This is a genomic window from Escherichia sp. MOD1-EC6475 (assembly GCF_003046645.1).
Taxonomy (GTDB): Bacteria; Pseudomonadota; Gammaproteobacteria; order Enterobacterales; family Enterobacteriaceae; genus Escherichia; species Escherichia ruysiae.
In genome coordinates, this window is sequence record NZ_PZKQ01000021.1 from 37,641 (window position 1) to 60,157 (window position 22,517).

At 51.5% G+C, this 22,517-nt stretch carries 12 protein-coding genes; 4 read left to right on the forward strand and 8 right to left on the reverse strand.

Annotated elements, in window-relative coordinates:
• Positions 1–4: 4 nt before the first annotated feature.
• The 5 genes from A7589_RS06350 to gyrA form a co-directional block, all read right to left on the reverse strand.
• Complete coding sequence (locus A7589_RS06350; RefSeq protein ID WP_108188773.1) at positions 5–1,654, reverse strand: YfaQ family protein; 1,650 nt, start codon at positions 1,652–1,654, stop codon at positions 5–7.
• The gene (locus A7589_RS06355) at positions 1,655–6,169 is read right to left on the reverse strand and encodes an alpha-2-macroglobulin family protein (RefSeq protein WP_201261854.1); all 4,515 of its coding nucleotides are present in this window, start codon (positions 6,167–6,169) and stop codon (positions 1,655–1,657) included.
• Positions 6,170–6,192: 23 nt separating this feature from the next.
• Positions 6,193–6,816: a DUF1175 domain-containing protein gene (locus A7589_RS06360; protein ID WP_010353017.1), complete on the reverse strand. Its 624-nt coding sequence runs from the start codon at positions 6,814–6,816 to the stop codon at positions 6,193–6,195.
• A complete protein-coding gene (locus tag A7589_RS06365; protein WP_108188775.1) occupies positions 6,813–8,501 on the reverse strand; it encodes a DUF2138 domain-containing protein in 1,689 nt (562 codons plus the stop codon). Before A7589_RS06365 ends, A7589_RS06360 begins: the two co-directional genes overlap by 4 nt.
• 148 nt (positions 8,502–8,649) lie before the next feature.
• Entirely contained in the window at positions 8,650–11,277 is a 2,628-nt protein-coding gene (gyrA, locus tag A7589_RS06370; RefSeq protein ID WP_001281237.1) for a DNA topoisomerase (ATP-hydrolyzing) subunit A, read from the reverse strand.
• Positions 11,278–11,423: 146 nt separating this feature from the next.
• Here gyrA and ubiG point away from each other — a divergent pair, with 146 nt between their 5' ends.
• Positions 11,424–12,146, forward strand: a complete 723-nt coding sequence (gene ubiG, locus A7589_RS06375) for a bifunctional 2-polyprenyl-6-hydroxyphenol methylase/3-demethylubiquinol 3-O-methyltransferase UbiG (RefSeq protein ID WP_000990774.1) — start codon at positions 11,424–11,426, stop codon at positions 12,144–12,146.
• Positions 12,147–12,286: 140 nt separating this feature from the next.
• Here ubiG and yfaL read toward each other — a convergent pair whose 3' ends face one another.
• Entirely contained in the window at positions 12,287–16,033 is a 3,747-nt protein-coding gene (gene yfaL / locus A7589_RS06380) for an AIDA-I family autotransporter adhesin YfaL/EhaC (RefSeq protein ID WP_108188776.1), read from the reverse strand.
• Positions 16,034–16,722: 689 nt separating this feature from the next.
• Between yfaL and nrdA the strand changes: the two genes are divergently transcribed.
• The 3 genes from nrdA to yfaE all read left to right on the forward strand — a co-directional run bounded on the left by nrdA (position 16,723) and on the right by yfaE (position 20,481).
• Positions 16,723–19,008 (forward strand): class 1a ribonucleoside-diphosphate reductase subunit alpha, encoded by a 2,286-nt coding sequence (gene nrdA, locus A7589_RS06390; RefSeq protein ID WP_001075192.1) that lies wholly within the window; start codon positions 16,723–16,725, stop codon positions 19,006–19,008.
• A gap of 88 nt (positions 19,009–19,096) precedes the next feature.
• Positions 19,097–20,227, forward strand: coding sequence for a class Ia ribonucleoside-diphosphate reductase subunit beta (nrdB, locus tag A7589_RS06395; RefSeq protein ID WP_105284955.1), 1,131 nt, complete (start codon positions 19,097–19,099; stop codon positions 20,225–20,227).
• A complete protein-coding gene (gene yfaE / locus A7589_RS06400; RefSeq protein WP_000135040.1) occupies positions 20,227–20,481 on the forward strand; it encodes a ferredoxin-like diferric-tyrosyl radical cofactor maintenance protein YfaE in 255 nt (84 codons plus the stop codon). Before nrdB ends, yfaE begins: the two co-directional genes overlap by 1 nt.
• A gap of 53 nt (positions 20,482–20,534) precedes the next feature.
• Here yfaE and inaA read toward each other — a convergent pair whose 3' ends face one another.
• Both inaA and glpQ read right to left on the reverse strand, forming a co-directional pair.
• Positions 20,535–21,185: a lipopolysaccharide kinase InaA gene (gene inaA / locus A7589_RS06405; RefSeq protein ID WP_105286745.1), complete on the reverse strand. Its 651-nt coding sequence runs from the start codon at positions 21,183–21,185 to the stop codon at positions 20,535–20,537.
• Between the two features lie 251 nt (positions 21,186–21,436).
• The gene (glpQ, locus tag A7589_RS06410; RefSeq protein ID WP_108188777.1) at positions 21,437–22,513 is read right to left on the reverse strand and encodes a glycerophosphodiester phosphodiesterase; all 1,077 of its coding nucleotides are present in this window, start codon (positions 22,511–22,513) and stop codon (positions 21,437–21,439) included.
• Positions 22,514–22,517 lie beyond the last annotated feature (4 nt).

Here is a 22,517-nt window from a genome sequence, read left to right on the forward strand (position 1 = left end):
AGCATTAGTCCATTAATAATTGTCGGGTCAGCGTTTCGATATACGTCTCATCCAGCCCGGTGGGATAGCCATCAAAGGCCAGATGCAGATACTCGTGGGTTAAATCAAGCCGCTCCTGAAGCGTAAAGAAATTACGAATAAACAGCCGCTTCTGCTGCCGATCGGTATAGGGGAAACCTGAGACTAAACGGCAGACCGCAAACACGTCTGGTTCGTTGTAACCCGTCTCGCCTTGTAACACACGACGCCACTGCGGCATTTTTTTCGCCAGCCAGGCTTTCGCTTTGGGTAATAACTGGCAGGAAGAGCGTGACGCTCCCCAGCGGCTAAGGCTGTTGTCGGGATAAGCAAAGGCAAGTATCTGGTCGTAACGTTCGCCCTGCCCCGCCTGGGCGGTGGCTTGCCGCCAGGAGAGCGTACCTTCGGTAGCGCGACTGCCGTGATAATGAACTGGATCGCCCGCATAGATGAGATCCTGCGTCCAGGCGGTCATTGTCCGCGCCCCCGTGGTGGCTGGCGAAGCAGAAACACGCTGCGTGGCGCTGCTGTCGGGGATGGTCAGGCAATCGCCTTCCCGATTGGCGTTTTGCTGTAAAAAAGTGCGAATCGCCACGGTCATGGCTTTCGCAGCCTCTGGAGGCGTGCTTTTCGCCTCGCGATCCAGAACTCTGGCAACGTACTCTTCACGATCGAGATGCGACTGCAATTTCAGTTTGCCCTTTTCGCTCAGTAAGGTCGTCTCACCGTGGCTGACAAACGTAATGTGGTTACCATTGGCAAACGTCACACGATAGCGCCCATTGAGCACGCCAGGTTTTACTGCTGTCGCACTCTTTTCCGCTGTGATTTTTTTCAGCGGATAGCGAGCAAACAGATCAACCTGCACACATTGCCCACTGGCAACTTGCGTCGGTACAGGTAAAACCTGATTCAGCGCCGTCGCATAACGGGTCAGTACCGTTTTGCTGGTGCCGCTGCCAGTAACCCACAGCGGTGTACCATCGGTTAACCAGCCGGCAAAGCCCCCCTGACGGATTTCCTGCTTATCATCGGCAAACCAGCTCCAGGTTTTCACTCGTACCCGACTACCGAGCATGGACGCGACACCGATTTTCGCATCGTCCAGCACCACATCCAGTAAGATTTCCTGAGCTTTGTTTTGCGCGGGTAACGTCGCTAATGAATCAAGTAGCGATTTAACCGTTACCGAGGTTTCTGGCTTCAGCGTAGATAGAGACGCTAACCACGCTGGTGCCTGACGCTGTTGCCAGTATTGCCGCCATGCATCCGCGCCAATATGCAGCCGTTGCGGCGCAAAATAGAGTCCGCAGGAACGTACCAGTGCGGTATCACGCGTTATGCTCTCCCCTGCCTGACAACAATAAACCTCTTCCGGGGAGTTGCCGCGACACTGGTAGGGCTGCTCCGGTTGATGGGTATCCTCCAGCCAGGCGTAAACATACAGTTTCCACAAACTCCCTAACGGCGTGGTGAGCGAGTCAGGTAATGTCGAGGCTTTGGTCACGCCTGATGACGACAGCTGATACAGTTGATCGTGCTGCGCACCACGCAGTGCCAGTTGTAACGGCGTCTCCTCCGCAAGCGTTGGCAGAGAAACCAACGCCAATAGCCAGACGATTCTGCGCCAGTTCACTTATTTCACCTGCATCCCGGTCCATTCGCTCCCTGCCGCAACGCTTTGCTGTGCAGGTGCATAGGAACGCACATAACGAGCAGGCGGCAGAACGAATTGCCCTTTTTGCGAGAAGCGCAGCAAATGGCGGAAAGTGACCGTTCCCGTCAGTTCTTTCACCGGCACCATATAGGCCAGCTCGCCCATTTCATTTCGCGCTTTTTCCAGCAATTGCCCCTGCTGTTTCGCGGCGTTGGGTTTATTGACCGAAATGCCCCACGTTGTGCGTTCAACATCGGCTCCCGGCGGCAGCGGTACTTCTACCTGACCGTAGCGCAGAGATGCATCCTGCTCGTTGGTAAGCGTTACCTCATCAAGGTACAGGGCGTCGCTGTCGATCTCATTACCGGTCACCGGCTGCAGAGTAAAGTTCATCTCTTCTTCACCAGGGATAAGCCGATACAACTGGCGTTCAACGGTCACCGGAATGTTACTTTGTTGAGCCGTTTTTGCCGGTTCACGCCAGCGGACCTGTACGTTTTGCGGCGATAATTCGTCACCAAAAGAGAGAATGTCCGGCACGCCCTGACCAACCCAACGCCAGTATTCGCCCCCTCCGGTTAACTTATGTTTGGCCCATGCGCCCGCAGGCGCAGGTAACACAACCGGAGGCATCGTCGCCATATATTTCGCCAGCCAGTTCATGGCCAGTGCGCGTTCAATAGTGGATTGCTCAGCAGTCAAACCACTTAAAATGGCGGCCGCCTGGGTGGTGTCGCCACCGCTATTGAGCAGCACAACCGTGTGCGCCAGCGGCTGGTTGCTGTTCGCTGCCTTATCCCACGCATATTGCTGAACCTGTGGCATCACAGTGGACTTCAACTGCGCTTTTTTCAGCAACGTCATGGTTAAGACGTTTGCCACCGCATCTGCCAGTGGAGATTCCGGTGTATCGAGGATCAGGCTGTCATTGATATCGCTGGTGTCTTCCTCAGAGAAATCTTCAGTTTTAGTTCCGCGCCGGGCGATAGCTTCATCCAACCCTTTCAACAACGTTTTGCACGGCAGATTCATCTCCTGCGCCCACGCCAGCACCAGCGCCCGATGCAATAACGGCATGTTATCTGCCTGCTCGGCATAACTGTCGAGCATATGCTGCCAGTATTCCGGTTGTTGCGTTACGCCGAGCGCCTGGCTGGCCTGCCAGTCGGCGTACCATGCCCATGCCGTAAGGAAGGCGTCACCATTGCCATCTTCACCCCACCAGGTAAAGCGCGCTCCGGGCCCCGCCAGTTGCATCAGCCGCAGACGGTTATCCTGAATCATCTGACGAATGTCGTTAGCGGCGGCACTTTGATGATCGGCAAGCGAACGCCAGGCGAGACTGAGCGGGATCAGACGGCTACCGGTGTTGATCACCCCACCCCACGGTTCATCAACTAACGCGTCGAGGTTATTGCGGAAAATCTCCTGCGGCGTTTCACTACTTTGTATCCGGATATTGCTCGCCTGCCCGGGCAACATCAGAGCGTTATCACCACCGCCGAGCATGACGTTTTTCTGCTGTTCAACGGGCCAGGTGTTATCCACAAAAGACAGCCTGGTGCTAATGCTGTCCTGCACTTGCCCATTTTGTTGCAGCTCTGCGCTTAACAAGCCAGATTGCTGAATGTTCTGCCCCAGCGAAATATAGTTCGCCCCTTTGTGCAGCGTCAGCGTCTGACGCATCTCAGCGCCCGCAAATTTACTCACCAGTTCCACAGGTTCGTTATCCTGCTGACTGAAGATAAACAGCCCTGCCGCCGGTTTATCGCCCAGGCGATAAACCGGCGGCATACTCCACTTCATGTAGAGATTTTTTTCCGAACGCAAATAAGCGCGCCCCTGCCCGACCAGTCCGTCGCCGTTCATCCCTCTGGCGGTAATGCGCCAGCGGGTTAACGAATCAGGCATCAGGAACGTGAAGTACGCTTTGCCTTGTTTATCTGTGGTTAGCGACGGCAACCATGCAGCGGTATCAACTTCTTCGCGTCGTGGGCGTTCCAGCATTTTTACTCGCCGCTCGCTGCGGTTAGTCGCGCCTGGCGCAACCGGCTCGCTGGAGAGCGCCTGGTCGTAGCTGATAAATGACAAGCTGGAACTGGTGCGCACATTGTTACGCCCCAGCGGATAGAAAAATTTGCCGATATTCGGCGCGATTTCCGGTTGCAGTGCGTAGATCATTTCATCGACCACGCCAACCGTTAGCTGCGCGGAAACCGGTTTACCCTTCAGCAAAGAGGTTAATTCAACATTGACCAGTTCACCTGGCTGGTAATGGGTTTTGTCCGTTTTCACCCGAATATCCAGCTGGGGAACGGCAACTTTGATCCCGGCGTTCTGAAAACTGAACTGACCGTTACGGGTATACAGCACCGAAAAAGTGATGTTAGGCGCAAAGGAATTGCTCACCGGTACGCGGGCTTCATACTGGGTATCGTTTAAACGTTGTAGCGTTAGCCAGTTTGCCGGATGCGATAGCAGCGACTGCTGTTCCACGCGATCGCGTTCCAGCGTCAATAACGCTTCATCGATTGGCTCCGGGAAGGTAATCAGCATCTTCGCGGTTTCGCCTGGCTGGTACAGCGTTTTATCCGCCACGATATCTACCGTACCAGTATGCGCCGTGCTGCCCTTACCGCTGACGGCATGGCTTAACCCGGCGAGAATTAAGCCGTCTTTATCGCGTAACGTCAGGTTGTAGTTGCCAGGTTTATCGAAATTGACGGTAAAGGATTTGCCGCCAGACGGTAGATCTCCGCTATGGCTCGTGCGGTCTTCGAGACGCAACCATTCATACGTAACAGGAACCTGTTTTGAAGCTTCCAGCGCGGCATAACGGAAAACAACCGGCTCGCCGCTATTACTGTATTGCGCGGCGGTGCTTAGAGAGTAATGCGCAAGACCGCGTTCAATGAGGATCTCTTTGGTGGTGGTGACACGATATGCCGCGCAATCGCTGGCGGAAACGGTTAACAAATAGCGGCTCGGTTTATCGGCAGCGGGAAGGTTTAATGCTACATTGCCTTTATCGTCCGAAACAGCATCGCTACCTTCCAGCGACACCGGGAAACGTCCGGCATAACGCAAATCGTTACCAACCATCGAAAGTTGCTGAGCGCGCAAACTTAACTGCACGCGGGCATCTTTTACCGGTTCGCCATCCGGATAGAGCAGTTGCAGTTTGCCGCTGACCGCTTCGCCAGTTTTGAAATCTTTTTTATCGAGAGCTAAACCAATCTCGAAATGTGGCTTGATATAGTTGGCAACGCGAAAACTACTGCTGTAGACCTGATTGCGGTAAGCCAGGCGTAACTCATAACCTCCGGCAACGGCATTTTCTGGCAGGCGGAAACTCCCCTGCCCGCCATTGCGCGCATCCAGCGTGACATTGACGGTTTGCAACAGGCTGCCGTTGGCGTCCAGCACCGAGAGTTTTGCCGGGGCGCTGACGATGGGCGATGAATGCATCGGGTCGTGGAACTCGCGCCCCATCACTTTAACATCGACACGATCGCCTGCCCGATACAGCGGGCGGTCGGTAAAGATATACAAGCGGGTGTTGTAGATTTCGCTTTCGTAGAAGAAGTTCTCGGAGACAAAAACGCCGCCTTCAGCATCTTTACCCAGAATGTATGAACGTTCCGGCGATATATGTTGTAACTGCAAGGTGCCACTATCATCAGTCACACCACGTGTCATCACGCCAAGACCGTCAGTCCAGAGAATTTCCGAACCAGGTTTAGCTTCACCCCGTTTTTTGCCAGCGGTCCACACCAGAAGCTCGCTACCTGACACTTTACTAAGCGCCACGGTATCGGAAACAAACACCACCGTTGTCGCCCGATACCCACCTACCATTGCCTCGACGAGGTACAGTCCCGGCTCTTGTTTGCCGAGAGGAATATAGATGTTGCCCGGCTGCGGCGAGATGAAATTGCTGGATGCGCCTTCCAGTTTTACCCCTTGCTGCGGCGCGACCGGTTTTGCCTGCCATAGCGGATAACGGAATTGCTCCACCAGCGGGTATTTTTTCAGCGGTGAAAACTGAGTGTTTTGCACGTAACGGGAAGGTTTAATGATGGCATTGCCGAGCTGTAATTCGGGTAACGCCTGAGTCACATTCTGCCGTGACTGATAAGAAAAAGTACGCTGCATTACGCGACGAGATTTGCCGTACCAGTTATCCCACAGCCAGGTCAGCGTATTGTTCAGCCCGTCGCCCAGATATTGCGGTTGCACCACAATGCGATGCAGGTTTTTCTGCTGGCGCAAAAATGCCATCGGGTCAGGAATACGATACAGGCGAATGTCCACGCCGCCGTACTCTTCCATCTCATAACGCCGATAATCACGCCCCGGCGCTTCCAGCCGCACTTTCGCCTCTTCATTGCTGCTAAAACTGCTGTCAGCGAGCAAAAAGAACATTCCCCCGGCGGGCGGCGCATAGTTACTGGAAGGAAGCGAATCATCAGCATTAGCAATTCCCGTCCCCACAAGAGACAGGCACAGACAGGCCGCTATCGCGCCAGAAAATTTAAACGATAAATGCCAATGAAATTGGGATTGGAATCGTTGGGTATCCATCGGGTGTCCTTCCATGTCATAAGTTGTTGCAGACTGACTGCGCGCATTCCGTTGTCAGTTTTCGTGGCGCTTCCGGTGTGGTAAATGATGTAACGCCCCATCCAGACCATTAAGTGCTGAGCATCGCCCTGATCGAAAAAAACCATATCGCCAGGCAGCGCCTGGTTTATGTCCTGGCCAATAAAACGGCTGTTGTACTGAATCAAATTAATTGCGGTCACATAGGGGCCTGTTTTCCCGTTCCCCTGGTTCCAGTTTTGCGCCAGTTGACGCTGTTCAGGTGTTAGCGTCATTTCAGGCGGCAAATACTGATTCGATAAACCGTTACTTTTTAGCCATTTGCTGTCGTGAACTTTCAGCGCCTCGTTCGCCGCAAAGCGCACCAGGCCCGCACAATCCTGCTGATACCAGCGTGGACTTGGCCCCTGACGGAGTTGTTCCTGAGCAACACGCACAAACCAGGCACGAAACAGCCCCGACTGTTCGACATTCAGCATTTCACCCTGAGCGCAAAAACAACACAGCCAGCAGATCAGCGCCAGAAGTCCGCGCCTCATAACGGCTGCCAGTTGACAGGTAGCCACTGCCAGGCGACGCCCGGTTTCATCTGATCCAGTTTCATCACATAACGCGGTTGTTGAGATAGAGCGTCCAGTTTCGGCATTAATAAAGTTTGCGCTGCGTTATAAAAAACCGGTTCGAGATTCTTCGGCAGACTGGTCAGCGTTTCGTTACGCAGCAGTTTCGCCACACCTTGTGGATTGATATAGACCGGAACGATGCCGTCATTGGGTATCACATCCACCATTGCCGGGCGAGTTTTATTCAGTGTTTGCAGCGCGTTATTAACCAGCGTGTCATCGAGGGAGAAAAGCAGCGTTTTGTTTTGCATCGCCAGCGACACGCGGAAAAAATAATCCGACATTAATTGATCTGGTTGCACCGCCTGCGCTTTCGGATACTGACCATATCGGGAACTCACTTCGCGACGCCAGATTTGCGCTTCGCCCTGCTGTGTCTGGGTTACCGGCAATATACCTTCTGGCGCTTTGCTTTCGTGCGCACCAATATTTTGCGTAAACAGTTTCCCTGGCAGTTGCGCCTGTTCGGCTGAGCCATCAAACTGACCAACAAATAGCGGGGTTTGCAATTTTGAGTCTTCGTACCAGCACATCCCGGCAGCACCGTCTAACGCTCCATTCAGCTTGATGTTTTCCTGGCTGATGTGCGTAAGCATCTCTTCGGCAATACCGTGCGAATACGGCACCGCCACACAGAAGCTGGCTCCGGCAGGCATACTGTGCCACACGGGCGTGAAATCGAAACTGGCATCTACGCTTGCAGATTCATCATTTAACGCCAGAAAGCTATGCCAGCCGTCGTTGCTCATTTCGAAGCGCACGCCAGCAAAAGAAGGCATTAATCGCTGGTAGCCAAAACCCAGCAAATTTGCGCTAACCACGATGCGCTGGCGTACTGGCGTTTTTTCGGCAGTACGCTCTTTCAGGCCAAAGCTGGCTTGCCAGCGTTTTTTACCGCTCAACAAATCACTTGCGATCGCCGTGGCTTCGGTATCCTGCTGGTCATCTTTAAACAGCATATCCGTGCTGGAAAACACCAACATCTTGTCCTGATAAGTCGCAAACATCAGGGCGTTATTGCCGTTATAGCGCAACTGATAAACAGGAATGGTTTCGTTATTTAGCTTGATGCTACTGATTTCCGTCTTGCTTAACTGGCTATCGCTGGTGACAGCAAACAGTAATGGCTCCAGCAATTTGCTTAAGCCGCTGCGCTGGATCAGCACCATATAATGTGAAAGATGGCCTTGTTTATCGTGCCATAACGCCGCCTGCGCAGGCTGGTCTAATAACGAGGAAAATAACTTATCTTTCAGCGTGAGATCGTGCTCATAGACAATGCGGCGAATGCTGCCTTCAATGCCCAGACGGTCGGCATGGTTCTGATAATAAAAAACGAAATCTTCGCTCAGGACATCATGAAGAAAAGGAATGGTAAGGAGATCTTTGGGAAGCTGGCTTAGAGAGTCGCTGTCGAGAAAGAGGTCCGGCTCATTGAGATCGATTTGCAGATTGTTGTGCACCACCAGCGGCGACAACGTTTTTTCTGGCTCATTGCCAGCATATTGCAATGCCCAGACGCCAGCGGAAAGCAGTGCTATTGCACCAAAACCTACAAGGCCATAAAACCGCCAGCCTTTCGCCTTTTTTTCACCACTCATTGCCACATTCCTTGTGTAAAGCCAGCCATTTTTTATGGGCGATGCACAACTTTATCGCGCCCTAATACGACAAAAGCCCAGACTTTACAGCCTGGACTTTTCAATTCAAAAAAGGGAGATGGCTCCCTTTTGGCATGAAGAAATGAAATTATTCTTCTTCTGGCTCATCGTCAACGTCCACTTCCGGAGCGATTTCATCGTCCCCTTCCGCAGCACTGCCGTCGATGGTATCCAGATCTTCCTCGTCAACCGGTTCAGCAACACGTTGCAGACCCACTACGTTTTCATCTTCCGCAGTACGGATGAGGATCACGCCCTGGGTATTACGACCCACGATGCTGATTTCCGAAACGCGGGTACGTACCAGCGTACCGGCATCGGTGATCATCATGATCTGGTCGCAGTCATCAACCTGTACCGCACCAACCACTAAACCGTTACGTTCAGTCACTTTGATGGAGATAACCCCTTTCGTCGCACGCGACTTGGTTGGGTATTCCGCCACTGCGGTACGTTTACCGTAACCGTTTTGTGTTGCAGTAAGGATTGCGCCATCGCCACGCGGTACGATCAGAGACACGACTTTATCGCCTTCACCTAAACGAATACCGCGAACACCAGTGGTGTTGCAGCCCATCGCACGGACAGAAGACTCTTTAAAGCGCACCACTTTACCTTCGGCAGAGAACAGCATTACTTCGTCTTCGCCGCTGGTCAGGTCAACGCCGATCAGCTCATCGCCTTCAACCAGTTTGATCGCCACTTTACCGGCGGTACGCAGACGGTTGAATTCGGTGAGGACGGTTTTCTTCACAGTACCGTTAGCGGTGGCCATGAAGACTTTCACGCCTTCTTCAAACTCGGTCACTGGCAGGATCGCGGTGATACGCTCGTCCTGTTCCAGCGGCAGCAGGTTGACGATCGGACGACCACGTGCACCACGAGAGGCTTCCGGCAACTGATAGACTTTCATCGAATAGACGCGACCACGGCTGGAGAAGCACAGGATATGATCGTGGGTGTTCGCCACCAGCAACCTGTCGATAAAATCTTCTTCTTTAATACGTGCGGCAGATTTACCTTTCCCGCCACGACGCTGCGCTTCGTATTCCGAAAGCGGCTGATACTTAACGTAGCCCTGGTGAGAGAGCGTCACGACCACATCTTCCTGGGTGATCAGATCTTCCAGGTTGATGTCTGCGCTGTTGGCAGTGATTTCAGTACGACGTTTGTCACCGAACTGTTCACGAACCAGTTCCAGCTCTTCGCGGATCACTTCCATCAGACGATCGGCGCTACCAAGGATACGCAACAGTTCCGCGATCTGATCCAGCAGCTCTTTGTATTCGTCGAGCAGTTTTTCGTGCTCAAGGCCGGTCAGTTTCTGCAGACGCAGATCCAGAATCGCCTGAGCTTGCTGTTCGGTCAGGTAGTACAGACCGTCACGCACGCCGAACTCTGGCTCCAGCCATTCCGGACGCGCAGCATCGTCACCAGCACGTTCCAGCATCGCGGCAACGTTGCCCAGCTGCCACGGATTAGCAACCAGCGCGGTTTTCGCTTCTGCAGGCGTCGGCGCATGACGGATCAGTTCGATGATCGGGTCGATGTTCGCCAGTGCTACGGCTAATGCTTCAAGGATATGAGCACGATCGCGAGCTTTACGCAGTTCGAAAATAGTACGACGGGTCACCACTTCACGGCGGTGACGAACAAACGCCGCGATGATGTCTTTCAGGTTCATGATCTTCGGCTGACCATGGTGCAATGCCACCATGTTGATACCGAAAGAAACCTGCAACTGGGTCTGGGAGTAGAGGTTGTTGAGCACAACTTCACCGACCGCATCGCGTTTCACTTCAATCACGATGCGCATACCGTCTTTGTCAGACTCGTCACGCAGCGCGCTGATGCCTTCCACGCGTTTTTCTTTTACCAGTTCCGCAATCTTCTCGATCAGGCGCGCTTTGTTTACCTGATACGGAATTTCGTGGACGATAATAGTTTCACGCCCGGTTTTGGCGTCAACTTCCACTTCTGCACGGGCGCGGATATACACCTTGCCACGACCGGTACGGTAAGCTTCTTCGATACCACGACGACCGTTGATGATTGCCGCCGTCGGGAAGTCCGGCCCCGGGATGTGTTCCATCAGCCCTTCAATGCTGATGTCTTCATCATCGATATACGCCAGACAACCATTGATGACTTCCGTCAGGTTGTGTGGCGGGATGTTGGTTGCCATACCTACGGCGATACCGGAAGAACCGTTCACCAGCAGGTTAGGAATTTTGGTCGGCATGACGTCCGGAATTTTTTCCGTGCCGTCATAGTTATCAACAAAATCGACCGTCTCTTTTTCGAGATCGGCCATCAGTTCATGGGCAATTTTCGCCAGACGGATTTCCGTATAACGCATTGCCGCCGCAGAGTCGCCGTCGATGGAACCGAAGTTACCCTGACCGTCTACCAGCATGTAACGCAGCGAGAATGGCTGCGCCATACGGACGATCGTGTCATAAACCGCCGAGTCACCATGGGGATGGTATTTACCGATTACGTCACCAACGACACGGGCAGATTTTTTATAGGCTTTGTTCCAGTCATTGCCTAGTACGTTCATGGCGTAAAGTACGCGACGGTGTACCGGCTTCAGGCCATCTCGGACATCTGGCAGCGCACGGCCAACAATGACCGACATCGCATAATCCAGATAGGAGCTTTTCAGCTCTTCCTCAATGTTGACCGGTGTAATTTCTCTCGCAAGGTCGCTCATCTAACCGCTATCCCTCTACTGTATCCCGGATTCAAAGGTCGCAAATTATAACACAGCCGCACAGATTGAGGTAAACCTATACGCTTTATTCACCTGCAATGCCTGATATACTCGATTGTCTTGCCAATTACGGAGTAGAAGTGCCAATGAATGCCGAAAAATCGCCGGTAAACCATAACGTAGACCACGAAGAGATCGCTAAATTTGAAGCCGTCGCCTCCCGCTGGTGGGATCTTGAAGGTGAGTTCAAACCGCTGCACCGCATTAACCCGCTGCGTCTGGGCTATATTGCCGAGCGTGCTGGCGGTTTATTTGGCAAAAAGGTGCTCGATGTCGGTTGCGGCGGCGGCATTCTGGCTGAGAGTATGGCGCGAGAAGGCGCGACGGTAACCGGCCTGGATATGGGCTTTGAACCACTACAGGTTGCAAAGCTACACGCGCTGGAAAGCGGTATTCAGGTGGAGTACGTGCAGGAGACCGTTGAAGAACACGCGGCAAAACATGCCGGGCAGTACGATGTTGTGACCTGCATGGAGATGCTGGAGCACGTCCCCGATCCACAGTCAGTAGTCAGAGCCTGTGCGCAACTGGTAAAACCGGGCGGCGATGTCTTTTTCTCTACGCTTAACCGTAACGGTAAGTCATGGCTGATGGCGGTGGTCGGTGCAGAATATATTTTGCGCATGGTGCCTAAAGGTACGCATGATGTGAAGAAATTTATTAAACCGGCAGAACTGCTGGGCTGGGTGGATCAGACCAGTTTAAAAGAGCGTCATATGACCGGGCTGCATTACAACCCGATCACTAATTCCTTTAAACTCGGCCCCGGCGTGGATGTGAACTATATGCTGCACACGCAGAATAAGTGAGATTGTTGACCGGATTCATCCGGCAACCGTACCAATGCCTGATGCGACGCTTGCCGCGTCTTATCAGGCCTACAAATGCCCCCCGTAGGTCGGATAAGGCGTTTACGCCGCATCCGGCAACGATGCCGGGCGGACAACAATTACCATTTCACCGTCATCGACAAAAATCCTGCCGTCTGGGCAAAATCATCACTTCCCTTCTGCCATGCGACACTGCCGCGCAGGGAAACTCGCTGGCTAATATTGCCAGTTATCCCCACTTTTATTTCACCACGCTGCTTCGCCGTATCGTCGCTGATATTGCTGCCATCTTCTTCAATTTCCGCCGAATTGGGATCGTGATAATAATTCAAATCCAGGGTTGGCGTGATATAGAAAGTATTACGCCATTCGCTATGTATCCCGACACGCGTCAGAATATCATCACCCTGCGATTGCGACACCCGCGCACGGTTAGCGGCGGTAAAGTCATCCTGCAGCACGCCCTGATAAATCACCTGCGCCTGCGGTTCAATCACCACACCACGCTCCGGTAACCACTGATACCCCGCCTCCAGCGAGGCGATAATTCCCGACGAGTGGTAATGATCCGTGCCGTCGCCTTGTTCGGAAACATCATTGCTAAACCACGAATATTGCAGCCAGCTATCCAGCCACGCCCCCTGCTGCTGACTACCATGCTGAAACCAGCTCGAAGTCAGCCCAACGGCATAACCGTGGTTCTGGTTATCGGCGCGAGTTCCGGTCATATTCGAGCGGCTGTCGCCCTGGTTATCGCTGTAGCCACCTACAATCCCAAGCATCCACTCGCCATCATCGCCCCAGCGCCCCCTAAACAGGTCACCGCTAAGCTGCACCGTAGAAGTGTCTTCATGCTGAGCCAGTTGCCCTGCCGCCGTGTAATGATAACGTCCGCCGATAACACGTAAATTCAGCGTCTGACCATTGCCACCCGCATGATCGCGTCGCTCCATCACAAACGCCTGGTTTGCTGCCCGCAGGTTATTGAGATAACCGCCAACTTTGGCATTCAGCACCGGCTGGTAAGCGGGGATTGGATCGGGTGTTGGGTCAGGATCGGGTGTTGGGTCCGGGTCTGGATCAGGTGGCGATGGCGGCGTTACTTCTTGCGATCGCAGATACCAGTCGTTGTTATCTTCCACCAGCGTGTAGTCATACGCTCCCATGTTGACGTAGCCACTGCCTGCCAGACTGAACTGCGCATTGTTTTGAAACTGCGTGGGATCAGCTGCGAAATCAACCACTTTAATGCCTGTAGATGTCGGCTCACCAATCCCTGTAATGGGGTTAACCACAACCGTGGTATTGCCAGCAGTATTACCGTTCAACACCAACTGGTCGCTTGCTGAGTCATCGCCGTTTAATTCGCTGTCGAGCAGTAACGTACCGCCGCCGGTGTAATCACCGTTTACCGTCAGCGTATCGCCAACGACGCCATTTTGCAGGCTAACCGCACCGGACGTATTGGTTAGATCACCATTAACCGTCACGTCGGCAAGATAGGTCAGGTTGTCAGTTTCAAGGTTGGTATTAAGCTCACCTGTCAACGTCACGCCATCGGTGGCATTCACCAGCGTCCCATCGCCGTTAAACAGTGAGGCATTAAGGACGACAGAAGTATCCTGCCCGGTCAGGCGCAAAACCGTACCATCGCTGATGTCGATAGTGCCGCTGGAAGTAGCATCAATTGACTGAATATCCTGATCCGCGCCAGTAACGAACGTTGCCCCATCACCGACCCACAGTGACGAAGCATAAGGAAGGATATCCGCAACATCACCTTTCAGGGTGCCTTCTTCGACACGTACCGCCGACTGCGTTGTACCGCTGGCGGTCAGTTCCAGCGTTCCTGCACCGGTTTTCGTCAGTGTGGTTCCCGCGTCCTGCTGCTGTCCACTGCTGTCGGCGATCAATGCGCCCCACTGCGTCACAGCACCATCGTCAACCACAATTTCGCCATCAGCGCGCATTTCGATATCACGCCCAAGACCAGCCATCGCAGAGCGAGTATCGACATCAGCCGTAATCTCCATCGCACTATCTTGTTGATTATCAGTGAAGATAACCTGGCGGTTATAGTGAGTATCACCAAGCTGAGAATTGTTGCTCACCACCAGCGTGCCGGAAGCGATTTGTGTTGTGCCGAGGTATTGATTGTCATTCGCCAGGCTTACCTGTCCATCGCCTGCATCTACCACTACATAGACGCCTTTTTTCCCGTCATCGCCAATATGCAAATCCTCACCACCATAAAGATCGACAACGTCCTGCTGACCAATTACCGTACCGCCACTGCCACTGATTTCCAGCCCATCGTTCTCTGACATACCGCTCTGCCAGGTGGTGAAATCGGAGAGATCTAATACGCCACCGTTTAACACAATTGACTGCGGATCGTCCTGCATCGCCGCCAGATCCGCCGCGTTTCCCGCCAGCGAGAGAATTGCGCCATCTTCTACCACGACATCGCCGGTCAGTGCCATCGACTGCGCCCCCGCCAGCACATAGCTACCATTTTCGGCAATGGTCAGTTGTCCTTCACCTTCAATAGTTCCGCTAAACCCGCCGGCATTTACAGTCACGTTACCGCCAGCATCAATATTTAAAGTGCCATTCTGAAAACCCGTCAGTGAATGAACAAAAGTCTGCTGTGTTGCGCCAACGTTAAGTTCTGCCTGATCATCCCGATGACTGATACTGCCGACCATCAGGCCATAGCAATTTTGTGGATTACTCTGGCAACGATCATCGCCAACATTCATCAGCGAATTGCTACGCCCCAGCGTCACTTCACCGTTTTCAACCCGCATCTCACCGGTAAAATTATTATTATCCGCATTAAGCACCAGTTCGCCTGCGCCGGTTTTGCTGATACTTCCGGTTCCGGCAATGGAATCGAGCGCACCATCGTTGCTCAGGTCACCAATAATCAACGTTTTATTACCAGCGATATCAAACCTGACCTGACTTGAATCGATGTACATAAAGCCGCCCGCCGACGCAGATGGCACATCGCCATATCCTGTGGCACTGTTGTTCTCATCCACCAAAACGCCACCGTTATAGCTGTAGCCGGCATCAACCGAAATATCAATAAGATAGGGAGAGTTCGCACTACTGCTATAAATTGCACCACCGTAGCCTTCAGCAATATTATCTGTAAACGTGGTGTTATTAATTATTGTGAACTCTGATGGGTGAATGTTTTCCGTATTATTATCGGTGATATCGATAGCGCCACCATCGCCATCACTGTAACTTGTTGATGTATATGCCCGATTATTATTAAAAATCGTGTTATTTAAGTAAATATTATTATTAATCGAATAAATTGCGCCACCTTTGCCATCGTTAGCAATATTACCTGTAAATACAGCATTGGTAACGCTAAGATCAATATCACCAGCGTCATTTGTACCCGCAGAATAGATTGCCCCGCCATATCCTCCGGCCACATTACTGTCGAAGATAACCTGAGTAAGATTCAGCGTTGAGTTTTCTTTCGCAAAAATAGCACCTCCATTATTATATTCACCACTCACGGTATTATTTTCGAACAGAGTCATACCTGTTCCACCTTGTGCTGACAATATGAAATCAGCTCCTTGTTGTAAAAATACCGCCCCGCCACTGGCATCATTTGCCATAGAGGAAAAAATAAGCCATTGCCCGTCAGCAACACTCCAGGTCTGCATACTACCTGAAAGGCTCTGGCGACTGGCCAGGCAACTGGTAGAAACATTAACCCCCTGACATGAAGCCAGAATCTGCGACGCCGCGTTTGCACGCGTAAACACGCAAGCAACGACAGCCGGGAAAATTAACAGATACCCTTTCCTGATAAAAATAATCCATTTTTTATTCATGATCTGACAGCCTGTGAGAAATAACACGCTATCATTAAAAGGCATATTACGATTGTAGATAATAACCAATTGTAAACAAGAAATTTTTAAAATAATCGAACCAGAAATAATATTTACAGAAAGGTATTAATTATTTCTTTCAAAGTTTACTTGATTATTAAACAATGATAATTAAAACATATTAAACTGATTAATTCATTTCTTGTTTACCTGGAATAATCAATATCGCAAACTTTAATTTTACATCTACTGATTAAAAAATATCTGTTTCGTGAACGCCCCCCCTTTACATTTGCTCACATCATAAACATAACAATAAGTGTCGACATGATATGAGTTTGTGATGGTATCAATTTTCGCCACATCTGACATAAGCGCAATAAATAACCTGGATCAATAATTATCTTAAATTGAACGTTCAAGAAATCGCCGAACGGTTATTTTTAACAATTTTTTCTCTTCCCATTGACTTTCCCGAACACCTTGTCTGACCTAAGGTGCGTGGAAGTCACCTTTTCCGTTGCGAGTTATCCACAAAGTTATGCACTTGCAAGAGGGCCATTTTCACACTATCTTGCAGTGAATCCCAAACATACCCCCTATATATAGTGTTCATTGCGACTTTTCTCACTACAGGTAGTCAAAGCGACACTATTGCGGAAAGTATTCCCAAAACAGGTACTACATACATGAATCAGAATCTGCTGGTGACAAAGCGCAACGGTAGCACAGAGCGCATCAATCTCGACAAAATCCATCGTGTTCTGGATTGGGCGGCAGAAGGACTGCATAACGTTTCGATTTCCCAGGTCGAACTGCGCTCCCACATTCAGTTTTATGACGGTATCAAGACTTCTGACATCCACGAAACCATTATCAAGGCTGCCGCAGACCTGATCTCCCGTGAAGCACCGGATTATCAGTACCTCGCCGCGCGCCTGGCAATTTTCCACCTGCGTAAAAAAGCCTACGGTCAGTTTGAGCCGCCTGCGCTGTATGACCATGTGAAGAAAATGGTCGAAATGGGCAAATACGATAATCATCTGCTGGAAGACTACACGGAAGAAGAGTTCAAGCAGATGGACACGTTTATCGATCACGACCGTGATATGACCTTCTCTTACGCTGCCGTTAAGCAACTGGAAGGGAAATATCTGGTACAGAACCGCGTGACCGGCGAAATCTACGAGAGCGCCCAGTTCCTCTATATTCTGGTTGCTGCCTGCCTGTTCTCAAACTACCCGCGTGAAACGCGTCTGCAATACGTGAAGCGTTTTTACGACGCGGTTTCCACATTTAAAATTTCGCTGCCGACGCCAATCATGTCCGGCGTGCGTACCCCGACTCGTCAGTTCAGCTCCTGCGTACTGATTGAGTGCGGTGACAGCCTGGATTCCATCAATGCGACCTCCAGCGCGATTGTAAAATACGTCTCCCAGCGTGCCGGTATCGGTATCAACGCCGGGCGTATTCGTGCGCTGGGTAGCCCGATTCGCGGTGGCGAAGCGTTCCACACCGGTTGTATTCCGTTCTACAAGCATTTCCAGACCGCTGTGAAATCCTGCTCCCAGGGCGGTGTGCGCGGTGGTGCAGCAACGCTGTTCTACCCAATTTGGCATCTGGAAGTAGAAAGCCTGCTGGTGCTGAAAAACAACCGTGGGGTTGAAGGCAACCGCGTGCGTCATATGGACTACGGGGTACAAATCAACAAACTGATGTATACCCGCCTGCTGAAAGGTGAAGATATCACCCTGTTCAGCCCGTCCGATGTGCCAGGGTTATACGACGCGTTCTTCGCCGATCAGGAAGAATTTGAGCGCCTGTACACCAAATATGAAAAAGACGACAGCATCCGCAAACAGCGTGTGAAAGCCGTTGAGCTGTTCTCGCTGATGATGCAGGAACGTGCGTCTACCGGTCGTATCTATATTCAGAACGTTGACCACTGCAACACCCACAGCCCGTTTGATCCGGCTATTGCGCCAGTGCGCCAGTCTAACCTGTGCCTGGAAATCGCCCTGCCGACCAAACCGCTGAATGACGTCAACGACGAAAACGGTGAAATCGCGTTGTGTACGCTGTCTGCTTTCAACCTGGGCGCAATTAATAGCCTGGATGAACTGGAAGAGCTGGCGATTCTGGCGGTGCGCGCACTCGACGCGCTGCTGGATTATCAGGATTACCCGATCCCGGCAGCCAAACGCGGAGCGATGGGTCGTCGCACGCTGGGTATTGGTGTGATCAACTTCGCTTACTATCTGGCTAAGCACGGTAAACGCTACTCCGACGGCAGTGCCAACAACCTGACGCATAAAACCTTCGAAGCTATTCAATATTACCTGCTGAAAGCGTCTAACGAGCTGGCGAAAGAGCAAGGCGCGTGCCCGTGGTTTAACGAAACCACTTACGCGAAAGGTATCCTGCCGATCGATACCTACAAGAAAGATCTGGATGCTATCACCAATGAACCGCTGCATTACGACTGGGAAGCGTTGCGTGAGTCAATCAAAACGCACGGCCTGCGTAACTCCACGCTTTCTGCTCTGATGCCGTCCGAGACCTCTTCGCAGATCTCTAACGCCACTAACGGTATTGAACCGCCGCGCGGTTACGTCAGCATCAAAGCGTCGAAAGACGGTATTCTGCGCCAGGTGGTGCCGGACTACGAGCACCTGCACGACGCCTATGAGCTGCTGTGGGAAATGCCGGGTAACGATGGTTACCTGCAACTGGTGGGTATCATGCAGAAATTTATCGATCAGTCGATCTCTGCTAACACCAACTATGATCCGTCACGCTTCCCGTCAGGAAAAGTGCCGATGCAGCAGTTGCTGAAAGACCTGCTCACCGCCTACAAATTCGGGGTCAAAACGCTGTATTATCAGAACACCCGTGATGGCGCTGAAGACGCGCAGGACGATCTGGTGCCGTCAATCCAGGACGATGGCTGCGAAAGCGGCGCATGTAAGATCTGATAATCCCCCAGCCTTTGCACCAAACCGTCCCCTCTCCCCTTGCGGGAGAGGGTTAGGGTGAGGGGTAATAAAACCACAGGACACATTCATGGCATATACCACCTTTTCACAGACGAAGAATGATCAGCTCAAAGAACCCATGTTCTTTGGTCAGCCGGTCAACGTGGCTCGCTACGATCAGCAAAAATATGAAATCTTCGAAAAATTGATCGAAAAGCAGCTCTCTTTCTTCTGGCGTCCAGAAGAAGTTGACGTCTCCCGCGACCGTATCGATTATCAGGCGCTGCCGGAGCACGAAAAACACATCTTTATCAGCAATCTAAAGTACCAGACGCTACTGGACTCCATTCAGGGTCGTAGCCCGAACGTGGCGCTGCTGCCGCTGATTTCCATTCCCGAACTGGAAACCTGGGTAGAAACCTGGGCGTTTTCGGAAACTATTCACTCCCGCTCCTACACGCACATCATTCGTAATATCGTTAACGATCCGTCTGTTGTGTTTGATGATATCGTCACCAACGAGCAGATCCAGAAACGCGCAGAAGGGATTTCAGCTTACTACGACGAACTGATCGAAATGACCAGTTACTGGCATCTGCTGGGCGAAGGCCCCCATACCGTCAACGGCAAAACCGTGACCGTTAGCCTGCGCGAGCTGAAGAAAAAACTTTATCTCTGCCTGATGAGCGTTAACGCGCTGGAAGCGATCCGCTTCTACGTCAGCTTCGCCTGCTCTTTCGCGTTCGCTGAACGTGAGCTGATGGAGGGCAACGCCAAAATTATTCGCCTGATTGCCCGTGACGAAGCCCTGCACCTGACTGGTACTCAGCATATGCTGAATCTGTTGCGCAGCGGCGCGGACGATCCTGAGATGGCGGAAATTGCCGAAGAGTGTAAGCAGGAGTGCTATGACCTGTTTGTCCAGGCGGCACAGCAGGAGAAAGACTGGGCGGATTATCTGTTCCGTGACGGTTCGATGATTGGTCTGAATAAAGACATTCTCTGCCAGTACGTCGAGTACATCACCAATATCCGTATGCAGGCGGTTGGTTTAGATTTGCCGTTCCAGACGCGCTCCAACCCAATCCCGTGGATCAACACCTGGCTGGTGTCTGATAACGTACAGGTTGCTCCGCAGGAAGTGGAAGTCAGTTCTTATCTGGTCGGACAGATTGACTCGGAAGTAGACACCGACGATTTGAGTAACTTCCAACTCTGATGGCTCGCGTTACCCTGCGCATCACTGGCACACAACTGCTGTGCCAGGATGAACACCCTTCTCTTCTGGCGGCGCTGGAATCCCACAATGTGGCGGTTGAGTATCAGTGCCGCGAAGGCTACTGCGGCTCCTGTCGCACGCGCCTTGTCGCAGGCCAGGTGGACTGGATTGCCGAACCGTTAGCCTTTATTCAACCTGGGGAAATTTTGCCCTGTTGTTGCCGGGCAAAAGGTGATATTGAAATCGAGATGTGATCGGGTACTAGCGCCAGATGCGACGCTTACGCGTCTTATCTGGTCTACAACAATTACATGGCAGAATAATACGCTTTCACCTGCTCCCAGTCCGCTTTGGGGATCGGCTCCAGATATTTCTCCAACTGGCGGAAGTCATGATGAATAGCCTTATGGCGACGCAGACGACGGCGACTTTTCTCCAGATCAAGAAAACCTGCTTCTGCCTTACCTTCTGTTTTCACATAGATATGGCGAACATAACAGCAACCATGCTGACGATTAACGCTATGCATCTTTTTAAATGCCAGCGCCACCGCTTTCAACATTGCTTGCCGTACATCGTCGGAATAAGGCGTTACTGCGTGTTGTGAATACCAGTCAGCAATGCTGACAAACCCCGCCATATCTTCAGTCACCAGCAACGCGCGCCATTCACCCTCAATTTTCACCGCTTCACCAAAAATGATGTTCGGCACAATCACACCGGCGCGCTTCAGATCTTTTATTACAGCTATCTCCCGAACAATCGTCGGACGCCCAAACGGATAGCGGATAGAATAAAACAAGTGGTGAGTCATGCGCTTCACATACAACTTTTTGCCGTTGTGCTCGACGCATTGCACCCCGCTCATACCGTTGCGGCGGTAATTCGGCTCCTCAACCCAGTCACCTTCTGTAGCCCACCAATGATTGAACTCATCGTGTTTTGCTGAAACTGCCATACCCTGTCGCCTGTCTTTATTGTTAACGACAATGACTATAGGTGTTTACCTTAAGAAAAACTTAATAAAAAGTGTTTCTTACTGGATTTCTTTTGCCGGGAACAAGTCATCCCGCTCTAAAGAACAGCAAGTAAGGATAACCAACAGACTTTATGAAGAATTAAATATGTCCGCTATTTTACTATGACGTAGATGAGGCTTTGAATGAAGAGATATACCGGATGGCACTTACGTACCATCCGGCACTGAATTTACTCTTTATTGAGGAAATTTACTGCTTTATCCGGGAAGTCCGTAAACAGCCCATTAACACCTGCTTTGTTATACAGGGCGTCATACAGTTGATTCACATCGGTCGTATATGCCGGCAGTTTATCCGACCGCACGGTATAAGGATGCACTACCAGCTTATTCTGCTGTGCATCTTTCACCATTCCAGTAAGTTTAATATTGCCCGGCTGCGATGTCTCATCAATGACCATATGGTAATCGGGGCCAATGCCGTCAGCATATTCCGCCACCTGCTTCATGGCGCCCGGCTTAAACATCCAGTCATAGCTGTAATTTACCCAGGTTCCGTCCGGCTGTTTCTGCTGAGTTTCATTCCAGTCAGTATAAGCAATCAACTGAACCAGATTGAGATCCATGCCCATTTTCGGTTCCAGCTCATTTTTAATGCGTTTCAGCTCATCAGCATCAAAGCATTGCAAATAAACTTTGTCCCCTTTGCTGGTGTAACCATATTTTTTCAGCACTTCCAGAGTTTTAGCCGCTATATCTTTCCCTTCCTGGTGATGGAACCACGGCGCTTTAATCTCCGGGTAGATGCCGATGTTTTTCCCGGTCGAATGGTTTAACCCCTGAACAAATTCAATCTCTTCTTCGAAAGTATGCACCCGGAAGTCAGATTTACCCATCGGGAAGCGTCCAGGGAAAGTCTGCACTTTCTTACCGTTTTCAATATCGAAGCCTTCGGTAAATTTCAGTGATTTAATTTCATCCAGCGTGAAATCTATCGCGTAGTAACGACCGTCTTTGCGTGCCCTGTCCGGGAAACGATCAGCAACATCAGTAACGCGATCAAGATAGTGATCATGCAGGACGACCAGATGGTCGTCTTTGGTCATTACCAAATCCTGCTCCAGATAGTCAGCCCCCTGTGCATACGCCATCGCTTTTGCTGGCAGCGTATGCTCCGGCAAATAACCACTGGCGCCGCGATGGGCTATTACAATTTTCTCGCTGTTGTCTGCCGCCATTGCACTGCTTCCCATGATCATTCCACTCATCATGATCGCCATGCTAAGGTTTTTCAGCGTCAATTTCATACCA